Source organism: Kribbella catacumbae DSM 19601 (genome assembly GCF_000372465.1).
Classification (GTDB): domain Bacteria; phylum Actinomycetota; class Actinomycetes; order Propionibacteriales; family Kribbellaceae; genus Kribbella; species Kribbella catacumbae.
Map to the genome: position 1 here is coordinate 11,349 of NZ_AQUZ01000065.1, position 19,422 is coordinate 30,770.

20 protein-coding genes are annotated in these 19,422 nt (G+C 63.9%); 10 read left to right on the forward strand and 10 right to left on the reverse strand.

The genetic code is table 11. From position 1 onward, the window contains the following. Positions 1 to 38 precede the first annotated feature (38 nt). Both A3ES_RS51930 and A3ES_RS0139220 read right to left on the reverse strand, forming a co-directional pair. On the reverse strand, positions 39 to 2,930 hold the full coding sequence (locus A3ES_RS51930; RefSeq protein ID WP_020392312.1) for a caspase, EACC1-associated type: 2,892 nt from the start codon (positions 2,928 to 2,930) through the stop codon (positions 39 to 41). Positions 2,931 to 2,933: 3 nt separating this feature from the next. Beyond that, a complete protein-coding gene (locus A3ES_RS0139220; RefSeq protein WP_040456643.1) occupies positions 2,934 to 3,311 on the reverse strand; it encodes an effector-associated constant component EACC1 in 378 nt (125 codons plus the stop codon). A 184-nt stretch (positions 3,312 to 3,495) separates the two neighbouring features. Here A3ES_RS0139220 and A3ES_RS50020 point away from each other — a divergent pair, with 184 nt between their 5' ends. Then, a complete protein-coding gene (locus tag A3ES_RS50020) occupies positions 3,496 to 4,395 on the forward strand; it encodes a hypothetical protein (protein WP_083933982.1) in 900 nt (299 codons plus the stop codon). Here A3ES_RS50020 and A3ES_RS0139230 read toward each other — a convergent pair. Genes A3ES_RS0139230 through A3ES_RS0139240 form a run of 3 tightly spaced genes read right to left on the reverse strand, consistent with a single transcriptional unit; the run spans position 4,376 to position 6,028 of the window. Further along, positions 4,376 to 4,708 carry a hypothetical protein gene (locus A3ES_RS0139230; RefSeq protein ID WP_020392316.1) on the reverse strand — a complete coding sequence of 111 codons (333 nt, stop codon included), beginning with the start codon at positions 4,706 to 4,708 and terminating at the stop codon, positions 4,376 to 4,378. The genes A3ES_RS50020 and A3ES_RS0139230 overlap by 20 nt on opposite strands. After that, positions 4,705 to 5,457 carry an SDR family NAD(P)-dependent oxidoreductase gene (locus tag A3ES_RS0139235; protein ID WP_020392317.1) on the reverse strand — a complete coding sequence of 251 codons (753 nt, stop codon included), beginning with the start codon at positions 5,455 to 5,457 and terminating at the stop codon, positions 4,705 to 4,707. The genes A3ES_RS0139230 and A3ES_RS0139235 overlap by 4 nt, the downstream gene beginning before the upstream one ends. Continuing rightward, positions 5,450 to 6,028 (reverse strand): flavoprotein, encoded by a 579-nt coding sequence (locus tag A3ES_RS0139240; RefSeq protein WP_020392318.1) that lies wholly within the window; start codon positions 6,026 to 6,028, stop codon positions 5,450 to 5,452. The genes A3ES_RS0139235 and A3ES_RS0139240 overlap by 8 nt, the downstream gene beginning before the upstream one ends. Positions 6,029 to 6,197: 169 nt before the next feature. Between A3ES_RS0139240 and A3ES_RS0139245 the strand changes: the two genes are divergently transcribed. Then, positions 6,198 to 6,548, forward strand: a complete 351-nt coding sequence (locus A3ES_RS0139245; protein ID WP_020392319.1) for a hypothetical protein — start codon at positions 6,198 to 6,200, stop codon at positions 6,546 to 6,548. After that, positions 6,545 to 7,174, forward strand: coding sequence for a hypothetical protein (locus A3ES_RS0139250; protein ID WP_020392320.1), 630 nt, complete (start codon positions 6,545 to 6,547; stop codon positions 7,172 to 7,174). Before A3ES_RS0139245 ends, A3ES_RS0139250 begins: the two co-directional genes overlap by 4 nt. A 20-nt stretch (positions 7,175 to 7,194) precedes the next feature. Here A3ES_RS0139250 and A3ES_RS0139255 read toward each other — a convergent pair whose 3' ends face one another. From A3ES_RS0139255 to A3ES_RS0139270, 4 genes are all read right to left on the reverse strand, one after another. Beyond that, positions 7,195 to 8,253, reverse strand: a complete 1,059-nt coding sequence (locus tag A3ES_RS0139255) for a beta family protein (protein WP_020392321.1) — start codon at positions 8,251 to 8,253, stop codon at positions 7,195 to 7,197. A gap of 185 nt (positions 8,254 to 8,438) precedes the next feature. Further along, positions 8,439 to 8,855 (reverse strand): hypothetical protein, encoded by a 417-nt coding sequence (locus A3ES_RS0139260; protein ID WP_157630992.1) that lies wholly within the window; start codon positions 8,853 to 8,855, stop codon positions 8,439 to 8,441. Next, positions 8,842 to 9,279 carry a DNA/RNA non-specific endonuclease gene (locus A3ES_RS54640; protein WP_020392323.1) on the reverse strand — a complete coding sequence of 146 codons (438 nt, stop codon included), beginning with the start codon at positions 9,277 to 9,279 and terminating at the stop codon, positions 8,842 to 8,844. The genes A3ES_RS0139260 and A3ES_RS54640 overlap by 14 nt, the downstream gene beginning before the upstream one ends. Before the next feature lie 413 nt (positions 9,280 to 9,692). Next, the gene (locus A3ES_RS0139270; protein WP_020392324.1) at positions 9,693 to 9,953 is read right to left on the reverse strand and encodes a hypothetical protein; all 261 of its coding nucleotides are present in this window, start codon (positions 9,951 to 9,953) and stop codon (positions 9,693 to 9,695) included. 164 nt (positions 9,954 to 10,117) lie between these two features. On the opposite strand from A3ES_RS0139270, the gene A3ES_RS51935 reads away from it, so the two are divergent. Genes A3ES_RS51935 through A3ES_RS0139285 form a run of 3 tightly spaced genes read left to right on the forward strand, consistent with a single transcriptional unit; the run spans position 10,118 to position 12,165 of the window. Continuing rightward, positions 10,118 to 11,041, forward strand: coding sequence for a hypothetical protein (locus A3ES_RS51935; RefSeq protein WP_020392325.1), 924 nt, complete (start codon positions 10,118 to 10,120; stop codon positions 11,039 to 11,041). Next, a complete protein-coding gene (locus A3ES_RS0139280; protein ID WP_020392326.1) occupies positions 11,034 to 11,723 on the forward strand; it encodes a RibD family protein in 690 nt (229 codons plus the stop codon). Before A3ES_RS51935 ends, A3ES_RS0139280 begins: the two co-directional genes overlap by 8 nt. Then, a complete protein-coding gene (locus A3ES_RS0139285) occupies positions 11,716 to 12,165 on the forward strand; it encodes a deaminase (protein ID WP_020392327.1) in 450 nt (149 codons plus the stop codon). The genes A3ES_RS0139280 and A3ES_RS0139285 overlap by 8 nt, the downstream gene beginning before the upstream one ends. A gap of 87 nt (positions 12,166 to 12,252) precedes the next feature. Here A3ES_RS0139285 and A3ES_RS0139290 read toward each other — a convergent pair whose 3' ends face one another. Further along, positions 12,253 to 12,600, reverse strand: coding sequence for a nucleotide pyrophosphohydrolase (locus A3ES_RS0139290; protein WP_026163611.1), 348 nt, complete (start codon positions 12,598 to 12,600; stop codon positions 12,253 to 12,255). Positions 12,601 to 12,746: 146 nt separating this feature from the next. Between A3ES_RS0139290 and A3ES_RS0139295 the strand changes: the two genes are divergently transcribed. From A3ES_RS0139295 to A3ES_RS0139305, 4 genes are all read left to right on the forward strand, one after another. Continuing rightward, positions 12,747 to 14,639, forward strand: coding sequence for a DUF2075 domain-containing protein (locus A3ES_RS0139295; RefSeq protein ID WP_020392329.1), 1,893 nt, complete (start codon positions 12,747 to 12,749; stop codon positions 14,637 to 14,639). A gap of 100 nt (positions 14,640 to 14,739) precedes the next feature. Then, positions 14,740 to 15,060, forward strand: coding sequence for a dihydrofolate reductase family protein (locus A3ES_RS53150; RefSeq protein WP_237745179.1), 321 nt, complete (start codon positions 14,740 to 14,742; stop codon positions 15,058 to 15,060). Positions 15,061 to 15,340: 280 nt separating this feature from the next. Beyond that, positions 15,341 to 16,240 carry an HNH endonuclease gene (locus A3ES_RS0139300; protein ID WP_202806691.1) on the forward strand — a complete coding sequence of 300 codons (900 nt, stop codon included), beginning with the start codon at positions 15,341 to 15,343 and terminating at the stop codon, positions 16,238 to 16,240. Positions 16,241 to 16,299: 59 nt separating this feature from the next. Further along, a complete protein-coding gene (locus A3ES_RS0139305; RefSeq protein ID WP_020392331.1) occupies positions 16,300 to 19,407 on the forward strand; it encodes a DEAD/DEAH box helicase in 3,108 nt (1,035 codons plus the stop codon). Positions 19,408 to 19,422: the final 15 nt, after the last annotated feature.

Here is a 19,422-nt window from a genome sequence, read left to right on the forward strand (position 1 = left end):
GCACCTCACCAAGGTGCCCCGCTCTGGCATCTGCCCAGCTACCTCTCGACCTGGATCCCGCCGATGACCTTCGGGATCGTGGCGTCCACGATCAGCACGTCGTGCTCGTAGTTGTAACCCCCTGCGTAGATGCGCTGGTTGTCATGGCTGACCTCGACCCTTATCGCCACGCCACCGTCGCTCTCAGCCGTTCCGATCACCTCACGCGCCTTGGTATCGATGACGGTGATCATGTCCGTGAAGCGCTGCCCGTCAGACCGCGCACTCAGTACGACGTACCGGCTGCCATCGTCAGTCAGTGCTGCATCCCTCGACCCTCCGGACAGCGGCACAGGCGCCGGCCGGGGACTCTCGACGTTCGTGTTGACGACGGAGTACGAACCCGCCGACAGCACATACAGGTAGTTGTCCCGCGTGATGCTCAGGTCGATCGGTTGCCCGGTGATCTTGTATGGCGACCGCGCCGGCCGCATCGTCTCCGCGTCGAGCACGGCAACGGTCGACGATTCGCGACTCGCTACGTAAAGGCGCTTGCCGCCCTGTCCCACGATCAGGGAAGACGGCGTGTCACCACTGCTGACAGGACCTCCGACCGTCGCCAGCTTCTCCGTGTCGACGACCGTGATCGTCGCCGCCTTCGAACTGAGCACGAACAATCGCTTGGTTTCCGGACTCAGTGCCAGATCAATCGGTTCAGGCCCGACCGGTATCGGTGCGCCGAGGACCTTCCAGTTGTCGACATCGATCACCGACACCGAGTTGGACCGGGTGTTGGCAACGTACAACCGACGTCCGTCAGGAGCGAGCACCAGCCCGAGCGGGTCCTTGCCGACCTTGAGGGCTTCGCCTTCAGTGTGCTGAGAGTTGGTGTTGATCCTGAGGATCTCGTCGTTGCCGGAGTCGGCCGCATAGAGGACGTCGTTGTTCGGTCCGACCGTCAGTGCGATCACGACCGGCGTCAATGGACCTTGCGGATCCACGACGATCACCGCACCACTCAGTACCACGGGAAGCGCGAAACCCGCACCGATCCCGGCCAACCACCGGCGCGCCGGCTTCTTCACGGACTCGACAGCCGCTTCATCGCGCTCGACAGCCACCTCATCGCGCCATCCGACGACGGCCAGGACCCCGAGCGACACCCACGCGGCGAACAGTACGACGACCGCCATCGTCGGCAATCCGAATCCCGCGACGTCGCGGTAGATCCCGATCAGACCCGCAACGCCCGCCAGCACCCAACCACCCAGAAACGCACGTCCCTGCTTCATCAGAACCGCGATCAGCGGTCCGGCGATCGCGAGCTCGGTGGAGATGATGGTGAGCGCGACCGGATAGAAGCGCCGCCACTGGAAGTCCAGGCGCGACTCGTAGCTCACGGAGTACTGAATCACCAGCTGAGCCAGCGCACCGATTCCGCCCAGCGCGATCACCAGCCAGACCCTGCGACCGCGCAACCGTCGTACGTCGACCCGCAGCTCGCCGGCGCGACGGAGCTGCCACAGACTCGCCATGCCCGCACCGATCCATGCAGCGTGCCCGACCCCTGCAAAGCTCGCAACGATCGGTAGCGACCGCAGCTCAGCCCCTTGAACGATCCAGAGCTGATGCCACGACAACCCAACCAGAAGCAGTGCGCCCAGTACTCCGAACGCTGCGGTTCCGGCGGCCAATGCGACGCCAAGGCGCCGCTGAAGAACAACAGACGCGCAGAGCACGACGGCTGCGGCAACGAGGTACCAGGCGATCCGGGTGCTCCAGTTGTTCTCTGCGAATCCGGCCACCACCGCTCCCACCAGCGCCAGCGCGGCCACCAAGCTGAGAATGGAGATCGGCCAAGGGACAGTTGCCGGGATGAGGCTCATCCCACGGCTCACCCAGCGGCTGACCGACTCGCCCAGCACCGCGCCGATGGTGACGTTCGTCGGCTCAGCCCACGTTCGCTGCCTGGTTGGTCGCGGACTCGGCGTGGCGATCGGCAGCGGAGGCGCCGGCGCGTCGAGAGCAGCGCGGGCTGCTGCGGACACGGCTCGGCTATCGTCTTCGAGGAGTTGCTCGAGGCGGCTGTTCGCAGTACGGCGGACAAGGTCGTTGCCGGACCATCGCAGCTGAGCGAGCTGTCCCACCGCTGCTTCTCTTGCCCCAGGCAACGGACTGACGACAGCCTCGGCCAGATGTCTCGGCAAAGTCCAGTTGACGTTGGCTGCGATGATCGTCCGGCCCTCGACCTGATCCAGCTTCTTCGGCCGCTGGTTCGGCTGCTCGGCGGTGACCCGGTCGTAGACAAAGTTGTAGAGCTCGTCGACGGTGATGTCGCCATCACCGTCCAGGTCCGCAGTACCGTCTCGCAGCCCGTCGACCAGGTGACGGGTGAAGACCGACTGCGCCGCCTCCCCGTGAATCGTGCTGCCCTCGAACGCGTACTGGGTCGAGTCCGATGCGGTCAGAACCGTTCGCCCGCGGCCGCCGAGCTTCTCCAACGTGTGGACGGCAGAGTCCGATTTGGCGAACTGCTGGGTTTCGTACGAGCCGCTGTAGCAGCAGTCCAGGATGAGGATCTTCTGGCGGGACAGGCTGTCGGCCATGGCCTCGTCGACGAGCTGCGCCGACAACGCTGTGAACCTCAGGCGATCCCGCTTCGTGTTGGACATGGCCAGATGCAGCCGCCCGTTGTCGTCCTTGAGCCCATGACCGGTGAAGTAGAGCAGCGTGAGATCGTCGCGCCGGCTCTCACCGTAGAACTCCGCGATCGCCTCACCGACCTCATGCGTCGGCGCATTGACGAGAGTGCGTACTTCGAAGCCCGCGATCTCAGGATCCTCGAGCACGGTCGCGAGTGCTTCCGCATCGTGCGCCGGGGTGGTCAGTCTCCTGAGCCCGGTGTCCTCGTACTCGTAGGTGGCGATCAGCAACGCAAGCCGGCGGCCCATCGACTACCGATCCGCGTGCTTGGCGAGGAACACCTGCAGCAACTGCTCACGTTCGCTGAAACTCGGCCGATCCAACTCGATCGAGTCGTCCCCGACCTTGATGCTGATCCGCTCAGGCCCAGTTCGCCGGCCGAGCCAGTCCCGCAGTACCGCGATCAAGGTCGGGATCATCCCGCCCGCTCCGACCAGCGCCACGGCGATCGCTCCGGTCGTCGCGGCATCGCCCTTGCTGTTGCCGGGAGCATCCGCAGCCACCGGCCGGGTATCGAACTCCTGGTCGGCAAGCTCGCTCCGAAGCTGCCGCGCGAGCCGGTCCACGCGTTCCGCATCGAACTCGTCATCGCCCAGCACGACGATCTCGACCCACCGCACGTCTCCCACGAACTCCCCCACCTCATCAGCCGCCCCCGCGTTCCGGCCAACATGATCCTCGGCTGCCCACCCACCCACAAGCACCAACACCTAACAGCGGGTGACCGGTGTCAGCATCAGTTGGATGAATGCTGCCGGGTCGGGCTGCCGCTGCCGCCGTTTGTGGTGTTTCCTCGAATCAAGGGAGACAGCCATGACCGGTTCTGACCCATCGCAGCCGGCCCGGCGACGTACGCGACCGGCCGTCATCATCGCCGCGGCAGCGGCGGTCGCCTTGGTGTCCGCCGTGCTGTCCGGCCTCGCGACGGGGTACTTCGACCGCCAATCGGAGTCAGGCGGGCCTGCCGTTCCCTTGCCTGCGGCCAGTACTACGCCGACGCAACGGCCGTCCACCGCCACCCTCACGCCGAGCCCCACCACGTCGAAACCTACGCCGACGGCCACGTCGAAACCCACGTCGGCGCCCACCTCGACGCCCATTGCGCCGAGGCCGTTCAAGTACCAGCCGCTCTGGCCGTTCGCCTCGGTGGACGAGGCCGCGGCGTGGCAGCGTGAGTACCGCAGCGGTGGACAGCAGCCGTGGCATCTCGACGCGGGCCTGACCGCGCTCTCTTTCACCAACGGCTTCCTTGGCTTCAAGGAGATCGACCAGGTCGTATCCCGCACGATCCGAGGCGACGACGCGCAGATCAGCGTGGGCTATCACGCAGACGAGGGCCCCTACAGCGTCTCCGCCGTCATCCACCTCGTCCGAATCGGCCAGGGCTCCGATGCCCCCTGGGAGGTCGTCGGCACCATCGACAACATGCTGACGCTGGAGCGACCGAAGTACGGGGCAAGCGTTCTCTCCCCACTGACGGTCGGTGGCCGCATCACCGGCGTCGACGAGAGCCTCCGGGTGGAGGTGCGGCAACCATCGTCCGAACAGCCGCTCGGCACCTACTGCTGTCTCCCCGGCGGCGGCACCCGCCAACCCTGGACCGCCAAGGTCAGCTATAAGGGCGCAACAGACCCCGCCCTCACGATCGTCGTCTCGACCGGCGGCCACATCCAGGACGTCGAACGCTTCGCCATCACAGGCGTCCGCCCTTAAAGAGATCTGCCGTACCCCAGGCGTCGTCAACGGGAAGCACCTCAACCGACTGCGGCGCCTCAAGGAAACCAGCGGCGTTGATCGCAGCAACCGTCTCCAAGTACTCACTGGCCTCAGCCAACGCCTCGACTGCCTCCAGATCCCGCCAGAACGTAATCACCGCTCGCCCACTCTCGGTCCGCGCAAACAGCACCCCGCGGCACCCATCCTGCCTCTTGAACATAGGCAACGACCGCTCAGCCGCAAACGCCTCGTACTCCGCGGCCCGACTCTCATCGAGCCCGGTCCTCCAGATCCGAGCAACTCCCTTCATGGCAACAGATCCCGGCCACCATCAACCACAATGCGCTGTCCCGTGACGAACCCCGCACCTTCGGACACCAGAAAACTCACCGCATGCGCAATGTCCTCCGGCGTCCCCATCCGCCCCACCGGCACAGACGCCTGGTACTCCGCCCGCTCCGCCACCGACACACCCACATGCCTCTCAACCGGTATGAACCCAGGAGCCACCGTATTCACAGTGATCCCATCCGGCGCCAGCTCACGCGCCCAGCTCCGCGTAAGCCCAACCTGCGCAGCCTTCGCCGTCGCGTACGCCGACCGCCCCGGCGGCGACCGAAACGCAACCTCAGAATCGATCTGCACGATCCGCCCGTACTTCCGCTCCCGCATCCCCGGCACGATCTCCCGCCCCAACAACACTGGACTCTTCACAAAGAAGTCCAACTGCTTCAGGTGCTCCTCCCACCCCACGTCGAGCACGGCTCCATTCGGCTGCGGCCCGGTCGCGTTGACCACCAACACATCCACAGCACCCAGCCTCTCCCCGATCGCCGCGACCAACTCTGCCACCGCGTCTCGATCGGTCACGTCGCCCTCGCACACCTCGGCCACGCCACCCGCATCCTTGATGTCCGCAACCACTCCATCCGCTCGCCCATCCCCCGGCAGCCCATTGACCGCCACCGCAAACCCCTCACCCCCAAGCCGCCGCGCAATCACAGCCCCCAGCCCTCGAGAACTCCCGGTCACCAACGCCACCCGCCGCTCATTACCCATGCCCGCGATCCTCGCACTGGCCGGTCGCCACCAACTGTTGGATCGCCAGGAGGATCGCATCCCACGGAATCGGTCTTCCGTCTTCCTCACGAGGTTCCCTGAGAGGCCAGACATCCTCGCCATACAGGAGTTGCACGCCCGCGCCTCGCAGTACATCCAGATGCGACTGCCACGACGGATGCCGCGCATGCGCCGCATTCACCCGCGGAAACACCAACATCGGCGTACTGGCGACACTCTCACAAAGCACAGTCAACGCCTGGCTATCCCCAATCCCAAGCGCCAACTTAGCAACCGTATTCGCCGACGCCGGCACAACAGCAAACACATCAACCTCCGGATGCGGCCGCGCCTCCCCAGGCAGCCGCCCCTCCGCCCGCACCGGCAGCCCGGTTACAGCCTCAAGCTTGCCGATGTCACCAACATGCTCCAGCCACCGCCCAGCCGTCGGCGTCAAGCTGACCGCCACTGTGTGCCCCAAAGCAACCAACGGCTCAACCACCCCAACTCGCAGATGCTCGACACCCCCAGCCGAACTGGCAACGACCCCGATCACGCTGCTCTTGCCCATCAACAAATCCCTTCAGGACGGTCGAACCTGGACCAATCCTCCCAGCCAAGTCGAGCAAGCGCTTCAGCCGAACGCGGCTACCTATCACGCCACCTCCTGTGGATAACTAAGGAGGGATCGGCACCGCCGCGCCTATTCTGAAGGGAAGTTCGATGCGGAAGGATCTTTGATGAACTCCGAAACGCCCCACCTACTCCCTGACGGCGAAACCGCCTGGGTGATCCCCACTGAGGAAGCCTCGAAACACCTGGCGAATCTGCTCCGCCTGTACCGCGAAGGTCAGGCCGAGCCCTTGATCTTCGGCGACGCCGGCCAGCCAGAGGCCGTCGTCATCCCGTTCACGGTTTGGCGCGCACTCGTTGCCGAAGCCACCGACGAGGAAGGCTTCGACTCCAGCTACTCGCTCGTGCGCCACAGGCTGGCGAATCCGCAGCCGTCGATACCGCTCGAGGACGTCGCCGCAGAGCTCGGATGGGATCTCGATGAAGACATCGACGATTCCGACCTGAAACCGCGATGACGCAGTACCGCCTCCTGGTCCGACCGGAGGTGATGCAGCAATTGAAAGCCCTACAACGAGCCGCCGAGTCACAACAGCCCGGCGGGCTTCGCGATCGCGAGCTCCGAGCCCTCAGACTAGGCCTCCGAGCCCTGGCCAACGGCCAGGAGGAAAGCTTCAACGGCAAGCGCCTCCGCCACGCCACTCACGATCTCAGCGACTGCGCCGAGATCAAGCTCTCCGCGATTCCCGAATCGCGTGGCAACCAGGAACTCGGCCCTTCCCATCGCCTCCTGTACCGCGAGTTCGAACCCGAGGACGGCGGCCCGCCGTACCGCGAAGTGATCTCCTTCGAACCTCGCAAGGACGACCGCCCTTTCCAAGTCGCCGCCACCCGACTGGGCCGCCAACTCGGCTACAAACTCCAAACCCTCCACGCCAGCGCTGACTCGCGCACCACCCTGAGCCCTACCTCCACCGGTGGACCGGCCCCAATCCGCCAACCCCTCCCACCGGACCTACGCAAAGCCCTCGCCGCAGCCTCCAACGTCGCCCCGGCCCACGGCGCCGTCAATATGCCTCTCGCCGGCACCACTCGACCCGCCTTGCATCGAGATGGCCCACCTGAGTCAGACCGGCAGCGCTAACCGCTCCCGTACTTCGCCCCTCACGCAGCCTGGAGCGAGGTGAGATAGGCCAGATGGTGAGAGGTCCCGATGGCTACCGGCTTGCTGTTCGAGCCCAGGGCGTTCCCCATCCCGACTGCCGCACGAGATATCTCGTTGTCACCCCATGAGAACCCGGGCCCTGTGAAGCTGTCCGACTCGGCCAGGCTCCGACAGACTCTCTCCGTGGTCGGAGCGCGATCGGTCGGATTCTTCATCCGCTCGCGAACGAAGAGCCAATGCTCCGGGCAGGTGTACTTCATGTTCACGTGGTTACTACGGAAGTTCAGTCCTGGCCCAGGGTGCACGACGCCGTAGTCGCCCAGCCGAACCTGCCCGACTCCACCATCGACCGCACGCCACAACAGCTCCTCGAACCGCGGCCGCTCCCACAGCGCCGTCTGATCCAGCGTGGCGGGAACGGGACCGCTCAACAGCGTCAGCGACCTGAACTGCCCGAACTTGCCCAGGTCATCGAACGTCAATGAAGCCCAGTCGACGGCCTGAGGGGTGAAACTATCGACGTACTGCAGGTCCAGGATCAGATCAAGGTTCTCGACAGCTACCTCAAGGCCCACGATCACCCGCTCGAGCTCTGTGGGCTCCGCACTGGCCCGCCGGACGCGAACGGCTCCTCCGGCACCCAACTCATTGCATAGCCGACCGATCCACGCGACCTGATTGGCCGGCGAACCGGTCCGGACGACGGGGATGAACGGGACCTGCTCAGGATCCAGAAGGTCGACCGCCTGGAGGCCGTCAGTCAACTCGGCGAGACCACCAGGTATCTCACCACCGACAGTGGGCACGCCCTTCAGCTCGGTCGCATCAACCATGATCAGCTGACCGAACTCGTAGAGCCTCCTTGCGACCTTCACCAATTGCCGAATCTCACCCTCAGGTGAATCCTTGGCCCCATCCAACTCGAGCAGCGGCTGAACGCTACCCCCATCTGGCAGCGCATTGAGCGCGGCGAACTCGCCTTGCTTCGCCCGAAGCGCCACGAGCGTCCCGAATTCCCCAGCCGCAGCCATCGCCACCTCCGGTCGCCGATCGTTCACGCTAAGTCACATTCGACCAGCGTAGATCGGGACAGCTCGCCTCGCACCCGCCGGTGGCGATTCGTCGCCATCCGGAGCCCAATGACACCGATCGCCAACCTCGGGCACAGCCTCCGCCAGCTCCGATGAATTCCATCCGGTCTGCGCGTAAAGCGCCTTCCGCACCAAGCGCGACAGACGCGCGGCTACTTAGCGCCGGACCGAGAGGGGTGCCAACTGGGCAGGTGAGCGGCGTCGCGAGGATAGGCCCGCTGATCGTCCTCAAGGAGATCGTCAGACGCCTCGCCGTCAAACGGCGGCGTCTCATAATCGAACTCCGCCTCGAGCCCGTCCACGGGGCTCAACACGAACACAGCGTTGTACCAGGTACCCGAGCCCTCGTTGTACATGGCATCCCGAAGGTCATCGCAAAGCATCTGCGCCTCTACGTCGAGGCTGAGCGAACCATCGACCGAGCCATCCAACATCTCAATCGCCAACTGCGTATCCATCGTGGCCGCCACCGCGGACACCTTCAGCACAGCTCGCCCCCATCCTTCAGGAACCACTTTGGCCATGGCCGAACCGATGGTATCCAGAACTGCTTGGTCAGGAATCGGCATCGTTGGCCTCCCGTGTTCGGCGTGGCGTATTGCGGATGGTTTGCTGCTTGACGACCCCGTTGATCGAGTACCTCAGCGCGATCACGTCGGGACGATTCTTGCTGGTCCGATAGACAAGGTCGATCTGGACCTCCACATCTTGGCCGGCTTCGAGCGCTGTCCTCCAGGCATTCTCGGCCTTCTTGTAGGCGCTGAGATTGACCTTACTTCCCATCATCGGTACCAGATTCATCATCCCGACCGGCCCGCGAAAGATCCGCGCGAAAAGGTGGCCGGCGTGATCGCCCGGGAGCTTGTCAGCCAACTTGCGCTGAGCCGCCGTGTCTCGGGGATGCATCACATCGACGATGTCCAGCAACGCCTTCGCCCGTACGACCCGGCCAGCCTCGTCGGTCTCATAGGTGAATCGGCCGTCGACCCTCACTGTCTTCTTTACGGGAGGCCGATCCAGAAGGTCCTTGTGATCCGGGTTAGTCGTTGATAGTTCGAGGATCGAGTCCGAGGTCCTTCTCCCTGTGCTCACTGCATCTGGGCGACTCGCGCACGGCGGTGTTCCAGGTGCCCGCACGCCGGCCACCATGCGGTCCGCCCAGGCTCGAGCCTTTGGCGGCGTCTCGGAGGCAAGGTGTGCAGCCAACTCGCAGGCATCAGCGGCCGCCGCCAGCTGATAGGCCGCCTGCCGCGCAGCGGGGTTGCCTGATGCAAAGTCCGCGATGAAGGACGCGTTGTCTCTGCACTGCGCCGCGAGCCGGCGAAGGTAGCCAACCATCGCCGGCACCTGGTCTAGGCACTCAACCAGGCCCTGAGCTACTCGCTGCAGCTCGGAAGGCATTCGCGCTAGATCTGATTCGCATAGCTGGCACAACCCGCCGCGGCGATCTGGAGAGTCTGTACTGCGTCGCCTACAGCCTTGCTGGCCGCATCGAGCAACTGACAGATGTCGCGATCGGTGCCTGTCGCAGAACCGGCGATCAGCGCTTGAACCAGGGCACTGCTCTGGCCGAAGTTGTTCTGGAAACCTCCCAGGCTGCCCGCCGCCCGATTCGCTTCCATCGACATGTGATGCAGCTGTTCTTTCAACTGCTGTACGGCTGACATCGCTACTCCTCGAGGTTCAGACCAAGTCAATGCCTCCATGTTGGGCGGAGCGCTCCGGCGGGGAAATTGACCGAATCCGTGGACTCGTTCCACAGTTCGGAAGCATCCCGCTACCCTCTGTGGGTGGCGTTCCACAGCTGGGGAGATGCGTGACTCGTCGAAGGATGTTCGATCCGGGCGTCGTACCGGCCTCGTTTTGGCGCGAGGACGTCGTACAGGTTGCGCTGGCCCGGCGTGATGTCGCCGAACTCTTCCGGGCTTACCTGACGCAGTTCACGGATTGCACTCAGACCCAGTTGGCCTTGCTCACCCAGCATGATCGATCGGATGTGTCGAACTGGATTCGTGGCAGTCGCCACGGTCAGGTATCCGACATCAACGTGTTGACTCGCATCGCCGAGGGCCTACGGATTCCTGACAGCGCACGGATCCTGATGGGTTTGGCGCCCGCGGATGCCTTGGTGTCGTCTATCCGAGACGAGCGGGAGCTAGCTGATGCCGACCTACAGCTTGTGCCGAACGCAAGGCGGCGTGTTGACGGAGCGGATTCGTCTAGCACACGAATCGCGATCTGCGGCAGTCGAACGTCCTCTGCCAACCATCAAGTCCTCGACGCAGCCGTGAGGTCCCTGGCTCGGCTTGTCATGGTGCGGCGGCTTTTGGTTAACCATGGACCGATTGGCGTGGGCATCGAAGTGATCACTCACATCGCGGATCACTACCAGCCCCCGGGCCTGCGCGCGGCGGTCGCGATCTTCGGCCGTCGCAACGTCATCCTGGACGCAGAGTACGTCGTCTTCGTCGGAGGCGGTAACGGAACTCAAGCTGAAGCGGACATCGCCATGTCGCTTGGCAAGCGGATCCTGCCGCTCGGTGCCAGTGGCGGCTCATCTAAGGCCATTTACCAGCAGATCCTCCGTACGACGCAGCTGTCTGATTGGATGTCCGACGGAACGCGGGCGGCACTGGAAAGCTGCGCGAACCTCGCCCCTGACACCGGGCCGGGCGACATAACCCGGGTCACGGATGATTTTGTTGACCTCATCGACAACCTTGTCGACGCCGACCAAGGAGACCTGCGTGACTGATCGACCCTCCGTCTTGCTGTCGGTGGCAGCTTCGATCGACGGCTACATCGACGACAACACCGATCAGCGACTCCTGCTGTCTAACGACGAGGACTTCGATCGAGTCGACGAGGTCCGAGCGGGAGTCGATGCAATTCTGGTCGGCGCCAATACGATCCGCCGAGACAACCCTCGCCTGCTCGTCCGCTCAGCCGAGCGGCGTGAGCAGCGCCAGGCGGCTGGCCTGACAGAGTCGCCGATCAAGGTGACAATCAGCGCCAGTGGAAACCTGGATCCTTCGGCCAGCTTCTTCAGCACAGGCGACGTCGACAAGATCGTTTATGTCCCGAGCTCCGCGTCCGCTAAGGCCACCCAGACCCTCGGAGAGATCGCCACGGTCGTCGACAGCGGCCCCACTGTCGACCTCGCATTCGTCCTTGATGACCTCGGGAGGCGCGGCATCAAGCGGCTCATGGTCGAGGGCGGTGGAACCATGCACACCCAGTTCTTGTCCGCAGGTCTCGCAGACGAAATCCACCTCGTAGTAGCGCCGTTCCTCATCGGCGATAGCACAGCTCCCCGCTTCATCAGCGATGCCAAGTTTCCGCAGAACTCATCACATCGGATGAATCTGGCCGAGGTGAAGCAAATCGGCGACGTGGTCCTGCTGCGTTACCTCCCGCGCGGAGCCGCCAGTGTCTGAGCTCGACGACCGCAAGTGGCTTCGGCAAGCCATCGATCTCTCCCGGTCGTGCCCACCCTCCGAGACAGCCTTCTCAGTCGGCGCGATCATCGTCAGTGCCGACGGGGAGGTCCTCTCAGAAGGCTACTCCCGAGAGACTGACCCGCATGACCACGCCGAGGAAGTGGCCATCGCCAAGCTTGCCGACACCGGCGCATCGCTGGCCGACGGCACGATCTACACCAGCCTCGAACCCTGCAGCAAACGCGCCTCCCGACCGCGGACCTGCACGGAACTCATCATCGCCGCTGGCATCGGCCGCGTAGTACTGGCATGGCGCGAACCCTCCCTCTTCGTCGACTGTGAAGGCGTGGAACTCCTCACCACCGCCGGCCTACAGGTCATCGAGTACCCCGACTTGGCCAATGCCGTCCGCCAAGTCAACGCCCACCTGCTCGCCTGATCTCAGACGAGGTCGGGCGCGATCCAGGCAGTGTTGACGGGCAGCACCTCAACCGACTTTGGCACCTGCGGGCGCATCTCCGGTTGGTTAAATCTTCTCCGGCGCCTCGCCGTGGACCTCCGCGGCTGGGAATCGTTCGGCTGAGTTCTCGAGCTTCTTCCTGGTGGCCTCAGCCAGGTCGACATCCAGTACATCGGCTAAGCGGACGAGGTACGCAAGTACGTCCGCCATCTCTTCCCCGACCCGCTGACGCAGCGGGTCGGCGGCAGCCAGTTGCACAGCACGATCCGCTGGCAACCACTGGAACAGCTCCGCCAGCTCACCGACCTCGCCGACCAGGGCCAGCACCAGCGACTTCGGATCATGGAACTTCGCCCAGTCGCGCTCATCGGTAAAGGCCCGCATCCGGTCTCGCAGCTCATTCAAATCTGACACGCCGCGAGCATGACACGGCTCCCACCGCGGACGCTCAGTGGATAGAGTCTGTGGCGCGGCCCGACGGGCTTCCGCCGAGCGTCAGCGTTCACAGGACATGCCCCCACCCGCACGACTCTGTTCGTGCTGCCTGGGGGACTTCACCCGTGACGCTTTTCCGCCATTCTGCCGTCGGTATCGCCGACCTGACGACGGACGGAACCTTGGCCGCGAGGATCGCCGAGCAAATGCGCTACCACACCGGCCGACGTGCTGCCCCGGCAGAACTCAGGTCTTGGGAACGCAGCCTGCCGGTCCTCGCGCAAGACCTGATCCAGGCGGGACTGGGCAACGTCGAGGTCCTGATCGAGCACCACCTCCCGCTGACTTCGAAGCGCGCCGACGTGGTCCTCGCAGGACGCCACCCGAAAACCGGCGGCTCGTCGTACGTGGTCATCGAGTTGAAGCAGTGGAGCCGTGCCGCAGCGTGGCAGGACGACCGCGAACTGGTCCTCATCGAGGGCTACCCCAACTCGCCCCGGCTCCACCCCGTCGCCCAGGTCCGCGGGTATTGCGACTATCTCGCCGACTTCACCAGGTCCCTCGACGGTCAACCGGATGCCGTTGCCGGCGCCGCCTACCTGCACAACGCGACCGCCGAGTCTGCAGTACACGATCTGTATGAGTACCCGCAGGATCTACGCGGTCGACTCTTCATCGGTGCGCGCCGTAGCGAGTTCACCGATTTCCTCCGTGAACGGCTCGATCCGTCGGTACCAGGCAGCCCGTACGCCGACCAACTGATCGGCTCGGCGGTAGCTCCGTCGAAGCAACTGCTCGCGGTTGCCGCCGACGAAGTACAGAGGCGGGAGCAGTTCGTCCTCCTGGCGGAGCAGAAGCTTGCTCATTCGCTGGTGGTCCACGAGGTCGAACGGATTCGACGGGCCGACCAGAAGTCGATCATCATCGTCACCGGCGGACCTGGCAGCGGCAAGAGTGTGATCGCGCTGTCCCTCTTCGGCGAGCTCTCCCGCCGCGGCCGAACCGTCTTGCACGCCACAGGATCCCGCTCCTTCACCCTGACACTTCGCAAGGTCGCCGGAGCACGCCAACCGCGCGTGCAGCGAATGTTCAAGTACTTCAACCAGTTCATGGATGCCGAGGCCAACGAACTCGACGTCCTCATCCTGGACGAGGCACATCGCATCCGCGAAACCTCCGTGGACAGATACACACCTGCCCAGTTCCGCACCGGCCGTCCCCAGATCGAGGAACTAGTCGCGGCCGCCCGCGTACCCGTCTTCTTCCTCGACGAGAACCAGGTCGTGAAACCCGGCGAACTCGGAACCGTGGCAGACATCCAGCGGTACGCCGCTTCGGCCGGCCTGCCAACGCCCATCCACATCAGCCTCGACGGCCAGTTCCGCTGCGGCGGCAGCGAGGAATACGTCCGATGGGTCCTGCAACTACTCGAACTCGATGATGGCGGCCCGGTCCCGTGGACAGGCGACCCGTCATTCGAGGTACAGATCGCTGACACACCAGAAGCCATGGAGGCGACCCTCAAGGCCAAGATGGCTGAGGGATACGGCGCCCGCATCGCAGCCGGCTACTGCTGGCCGTGGAGCGACCCGCGCCCCGACAAAACCCTCGTCCCCGACGTCCAGATCGGAGACTGGTGCCGCCCCTGGAACGTGAAGGGCGACCGCAAGGTAGGCGAAGCACCCCCAGCCGCCCTCTGGGCCTCCGACCCAAACGGCTTCGACCAAGTCGGCTGCGTCTACACAGCCCAAGGCTTCGAATACGACTGGAGCGGCGTCATCCTCGGCCCCGACCTCGTCTGGCGCAACGGCCGCTTCACCACAATCCGCGACGCCAACAAAGACCCCGCCTTCCGCAACCGCAAAACCACCGACGACCCCACCTTCGACCGCCTGGTCCGCAACACCTACAAGGTCCTCCTAACCCGAGGCATGGTCGGCACCATCCTCTACTCCCCCGACCCAGAAACCCGAGACGCCCTCCACCAACTCGCATCGGGCGATCTCACCCGCGCCTGACCAACACCAAAGCAGCGGCCCGACAGGCTTCCACCCACGGACATGCGACGACGCCACGAACCAACGGCTGCTCCTCTCCAACGACGAGGACTTCGACAGAGTGGACGAGGTACGGGCGGGCGGAGGCGCAATCCTCGTGGGCGCAAACACCGTCCGCCAGGACAACCCGCGCCTCCTAGTCCGCTCGCAGGAACGCCGCGACCGCCGAGTCGGCGCCGGCCAGCCCTTCTCCCCGACGAAGGTCATGATCGCCCTCCACCGGCGACCTCTCCCCCACCGCCAACTTCCTCACCGAGGGCGACGTCGACCAGGCTCGTCTACACGCCCACACCCGACAAGGCCTCAGCCTCTCTCGGCTCGGCGGCCACCAACATCGAAGCCACCGATCTCCTGTCCGTACTACGAGACTGCACAGGCCTAGCGGAAGGTCGACCTCGCGCGGGTCGAAGACTCGATCGATGCGATCGTCTGCGCCTACATCGCAGCCTATTCAGTAGCGAACCCCACCGCTGTCCGGGTCATTGGCGACATGACGAGTGGCTACATCTTGAACCCCGGTCACAGCGGAAGTCGCCAGGGACTACGACTCAGCGTGAGGACTCGGGTCGATCGCGAGTACGGAGAGATCTATCCGTCGAGCGCTGGCCAACTCACCCTCCGCAGACGCGTCGTCACGGGGTTGGTTCTGGTAGACATCGACTGTGAGTGAACCAGCCTTTGACCTCGAGTTGCGTGAGGCTGCGATGACGTGGCTTGATCAGAGGCGTGACGAGCTTCTAACCGCCGCCGGCCTCGCAACGTTTCACTTCCGAGGCGAGCGGGTGGCCCTCATGGACAGGCAACGGGGCATCCGAAAGCCGGCCGTGCTCGACGCGGCACTCTCGTTTCGGACCACGTTCACCCTGCCAGGAAAGACTCCGCCGTACGCCGATCAGGAGGGCGCGGACGGATTTCTGCGCTACAAGTATCGAGGTGACGATCCGCAGCATCCCGAGAACGTGGCGATGCGCAGGTGCTATCAGGATCGGTTGCCGGTGATCTGGTTTGTTGGCATCGACCGCGGTCGATATCTAGCCCGCTTCCCGGTCTACATCCTCGCCGATGAGCCAGAACAGCTTCAGTTCGCGGTGGCTGTCGATCCGGAGCAGCTCTACCTGCCATATGGCAGCAACGCAAACGAAGACAGCCGCAAGTACGTCGAGCGGATTACTAGGTTGCGCCTCCACCAACCCGTCTTCCGTGCTCGCGTTCTGCACGCGTACGACGGCCAATGCGCGATCTGCAGGTTGAAACATGTCGAGCTACTCGACGCGGCTCACATCCTGCCCGATGCGCACCCACTCGGTAAGCCGGTCGTGCCCAACGGATTGGCCCTCTGTAAGATCCACCATGCTGCCTACGATCAAAACATCATCGGCATCCGCCCGGACCTGGTGGTGGAGGTTCGCCGCGACATCCTGGCTGAGGTGGATGGGCCGATGCTCAAGCACGGCCTCCAGGAGATGGCAGGCACTCGCCTAACAACGCCCCGAACCCTGAGCGCGCGCCCGGACAAGGACAACCTCGAGGAGCGATACGAGTCCTTCAAGGCTGCAAGTTAGGAACCTCTGCGTGGATCGCGACGCTTGTCGGTGCGATCTGGCAAGCTCTCCGCGAGGTGGTGGCCAAGATGAAGCCTGGAATCTATGACGCGCTCGTGACGCACGGCCTGCTGGAAGGACTCCAACAGGCTGAACAGTTGACAGCTGAGCTCGACGGTGTGATTGATGCTGAGCAGCCCGAAGTGCTCGCGCGACATGTTCGCGACGCAGTACTGCGCAAGCTCGCCGGCACCCGACCGGACGACCGGGTCGCGCTCGTCAACAATCTCCTGCTCCAACTGGCATCGGCGGATGACCTCCTGCCCGATGACAAGCCACGACAGCTTCACGCACTCCATCCGGTGGCCGGACCCGGAGTGCACCAGTTGGGCGAAACCCGTCCGGTGACCCCTCTCTCGGATGCCGCCTTGCTCACCAATGCTCACGGCGAACCGGCACTCGGCTCGGAGTTGCGAGCAGAGATCGATTCATCCGACGAGGTTGATCTCCTCTGCGCGTTCGTCATGTGGCACGGGCTGAGACTCCTCGAGTCGCCGTTGGAGCGGCTCAGGTCACGCAACGCCCCATTTCGGGTGATCACCACGACCTACCGAGGAGCCACCGAGCGCTCCGCCCTGGAGCGGCTTGTTCGGGAGTTCGGCGCTGAGGTCAAGATCCAGTACGACCTAGACCGCACCAGGCTGCACGCAAAGGCTTGGCTCTTTCGCCGACAGACTGGATTCGATACCGCCTACGTCGGCTCATCGAACTTGTCGCGGGCGGCGCTACTCGACGGAGTCGAATGGAATGTCCGACTCTCCCGGGTGGCTACTCCAAATCTCCTGAACAAGTTCGGCGCTACCTTCGACACCTATTGGAACGACCCGTCCTTCGAGCCCTACGACCCGGACCGAGACCGTGACCGACTAGATGATGCGCTGGCACAGAGCGGTGACCGCCGAACTAGCAATCGAGCCATCATCTCCCTGGCCGGCTTGGAGGTTCGCCCCCACCCGTATCAGGCTGAGATGCTCGAGACGCTCGCGGTCGAGCGTGAAGTTCACGACCGACACCGCAACCTCGTCGTTGCCGCAACTGGGACCGGCAAGACCGTAATCGCAGCACTCGACTACCGGCGACTCCGCGACGAGGCGCTCGAGCGGGGCGGACAACCGCCCACGCTTCTATTCATTGCCCATCGCAAGGAGATCTTGCAACAGTCGATCCGTACCTATCGCGAGGTGCTCGGTGACGCTTCCTTCGGTGAGCCGTACCACTCCGGTTCGCGTCCGGAGCGCTGGAAGCACGTCTTTGCCTCGGTACAAGCGCTCAACGGGTACGACGTGGCCTCAATGCCAGCCAACTTCTTCGACATTCTGGTAGTCGACGAGTTCCACCATTCAGCTGCGCCCACCTATCGGAAGCTGCTCGATCACTTGGAACCTCGTGAGCTCCTCGGTCTGACTGCAACGCCTGAACGTACAGACGGTTTCGACGTTCAGGCGTACTTCGATGGTCGCACAGCGGTCGAACTTCGACTGTGGGACGCGCTCTCCGACGGTCTGCTCTGCCCGTTCCACTACTTCGGCATCGCAGACGGGGTGAGCCTCACTAATCTGCAATGGAGACAAGGCAGGTACGACGAACGCGAACTCGAGCACCTCTACACGGGTAACGACGCGCGAGCCAGGATCGTACTGAGTCAGCTTCGCGGCAAGCTCAGCGACGTAAATAAGATGCGTGCCCTTGGCTTCTGCGTCTCCGTTGCCCATGCCGAGTACATGGCAAAGGTGTTCAACGAGGCAGGAATTCCAGCTCTGGCCGTGTCTGGCCAATCGTCGGCCACTGACCGCGACCAAGCGTTCCGCGACCTGAAGGCACGGCAGGTGAACGCACTGTTCGCGGCTGACCTCTTCAATGAGGGTCTCGATATTCCTGAGGTCGACACGGTTCTCTTCCTCCGCCCGACTGAGAGTCCGACGGTCTTCCTTCAGCAGCTCGGCCGCGGCCTGAGGCAGTCGCACGGCAAGGCGGTCCTCACCGCTCTCGACTTTGTCGGCCACCAGCGCAAGGAGTTCCGGTTCGACAAGCGGTTCAGGGCCTTGACTGGCGACACTCGAAAAGGCCTGGAGCGTCAAGTCGAGAAGGGGTTTCCGTTCCTACCATCCGGCTGCCAGATCATTCTCGACAAGGTCGCGCAGGATGCCGTGCTGCAGAATCTCCGCGACCAGGTTACCGGACAGAAGCGTGAGATTGTCGCTGAGTTGCGAGCCCACGGCGCCCAGGATCTACCGACCTTCTTGCGCGAATCTGGCATCGAGCTCACCGATATGCTGCGTGACAAACGAAGCTGGACCGGCCTCCGACGAGAGGCCGGCATACCAACGCCCAGCGGCGGAGCTCACGAAGCTGCCCTCCTTCGACGAGTACGCGCACTTGCTCACGTCGACGACCCGACCCGCATGCAGGCTTACCGAGCCCTCCTCGCCGACAACGCACCGCCGTACAAGGATCTGGACGCGGAGCACCAACAGCACGCGCAGATGCTCTTCTTCTCGCTCTGGCCGAACGGGGGTGGCTTCCAGTCGTTCGACGCCGGCCTCGCGGCGCTCAGGGACGAACACGCACTCCGCGACGAACTGAGCCAGGTCATCGACTACACGATGGATCGCGCCCGTCATCGGACGCTCAAGCTGGCTGGGAAGCTCGCCAGCTTGCCTCTCCGAGTTCACGCGAGCTACCAGCGGGAAGAGATCTTGACCGCTCTTCGCTTTGCAAACTTGGACAACCGCCGCCCAAGCACCTATGTACAGGGTGTCGTGTACTCACCGGAGATCGACACCGACGCGTTCCTAATCACGCTCAACAAATCCGAGGCGGACTACTCCCCCACGACGATGTACCGCGACTACGCCATCAGCCCCATGCTTTTCCACTGGGAATCACAAAGCGCCACCCGGGTCAGCTCTGAAACCGGCCAGCGGTACATCAATCACCACCAACGGGGATCCAACATCTTCCTCTTCGCCCGCGCCCACAAGGGAACCGAAATGGGCACCTCGCCCTACATCTTCCTAGGCCCAGCAAGCTACGAAACCCACACCGGCGACCGACCCATCGCCATCACCTGGAAACTAGACCACCCCATGCCCCCCGACCTCTTCCAAACCGCCTCCGTAGTCGCCTAGCTGTAATGTCCCTCT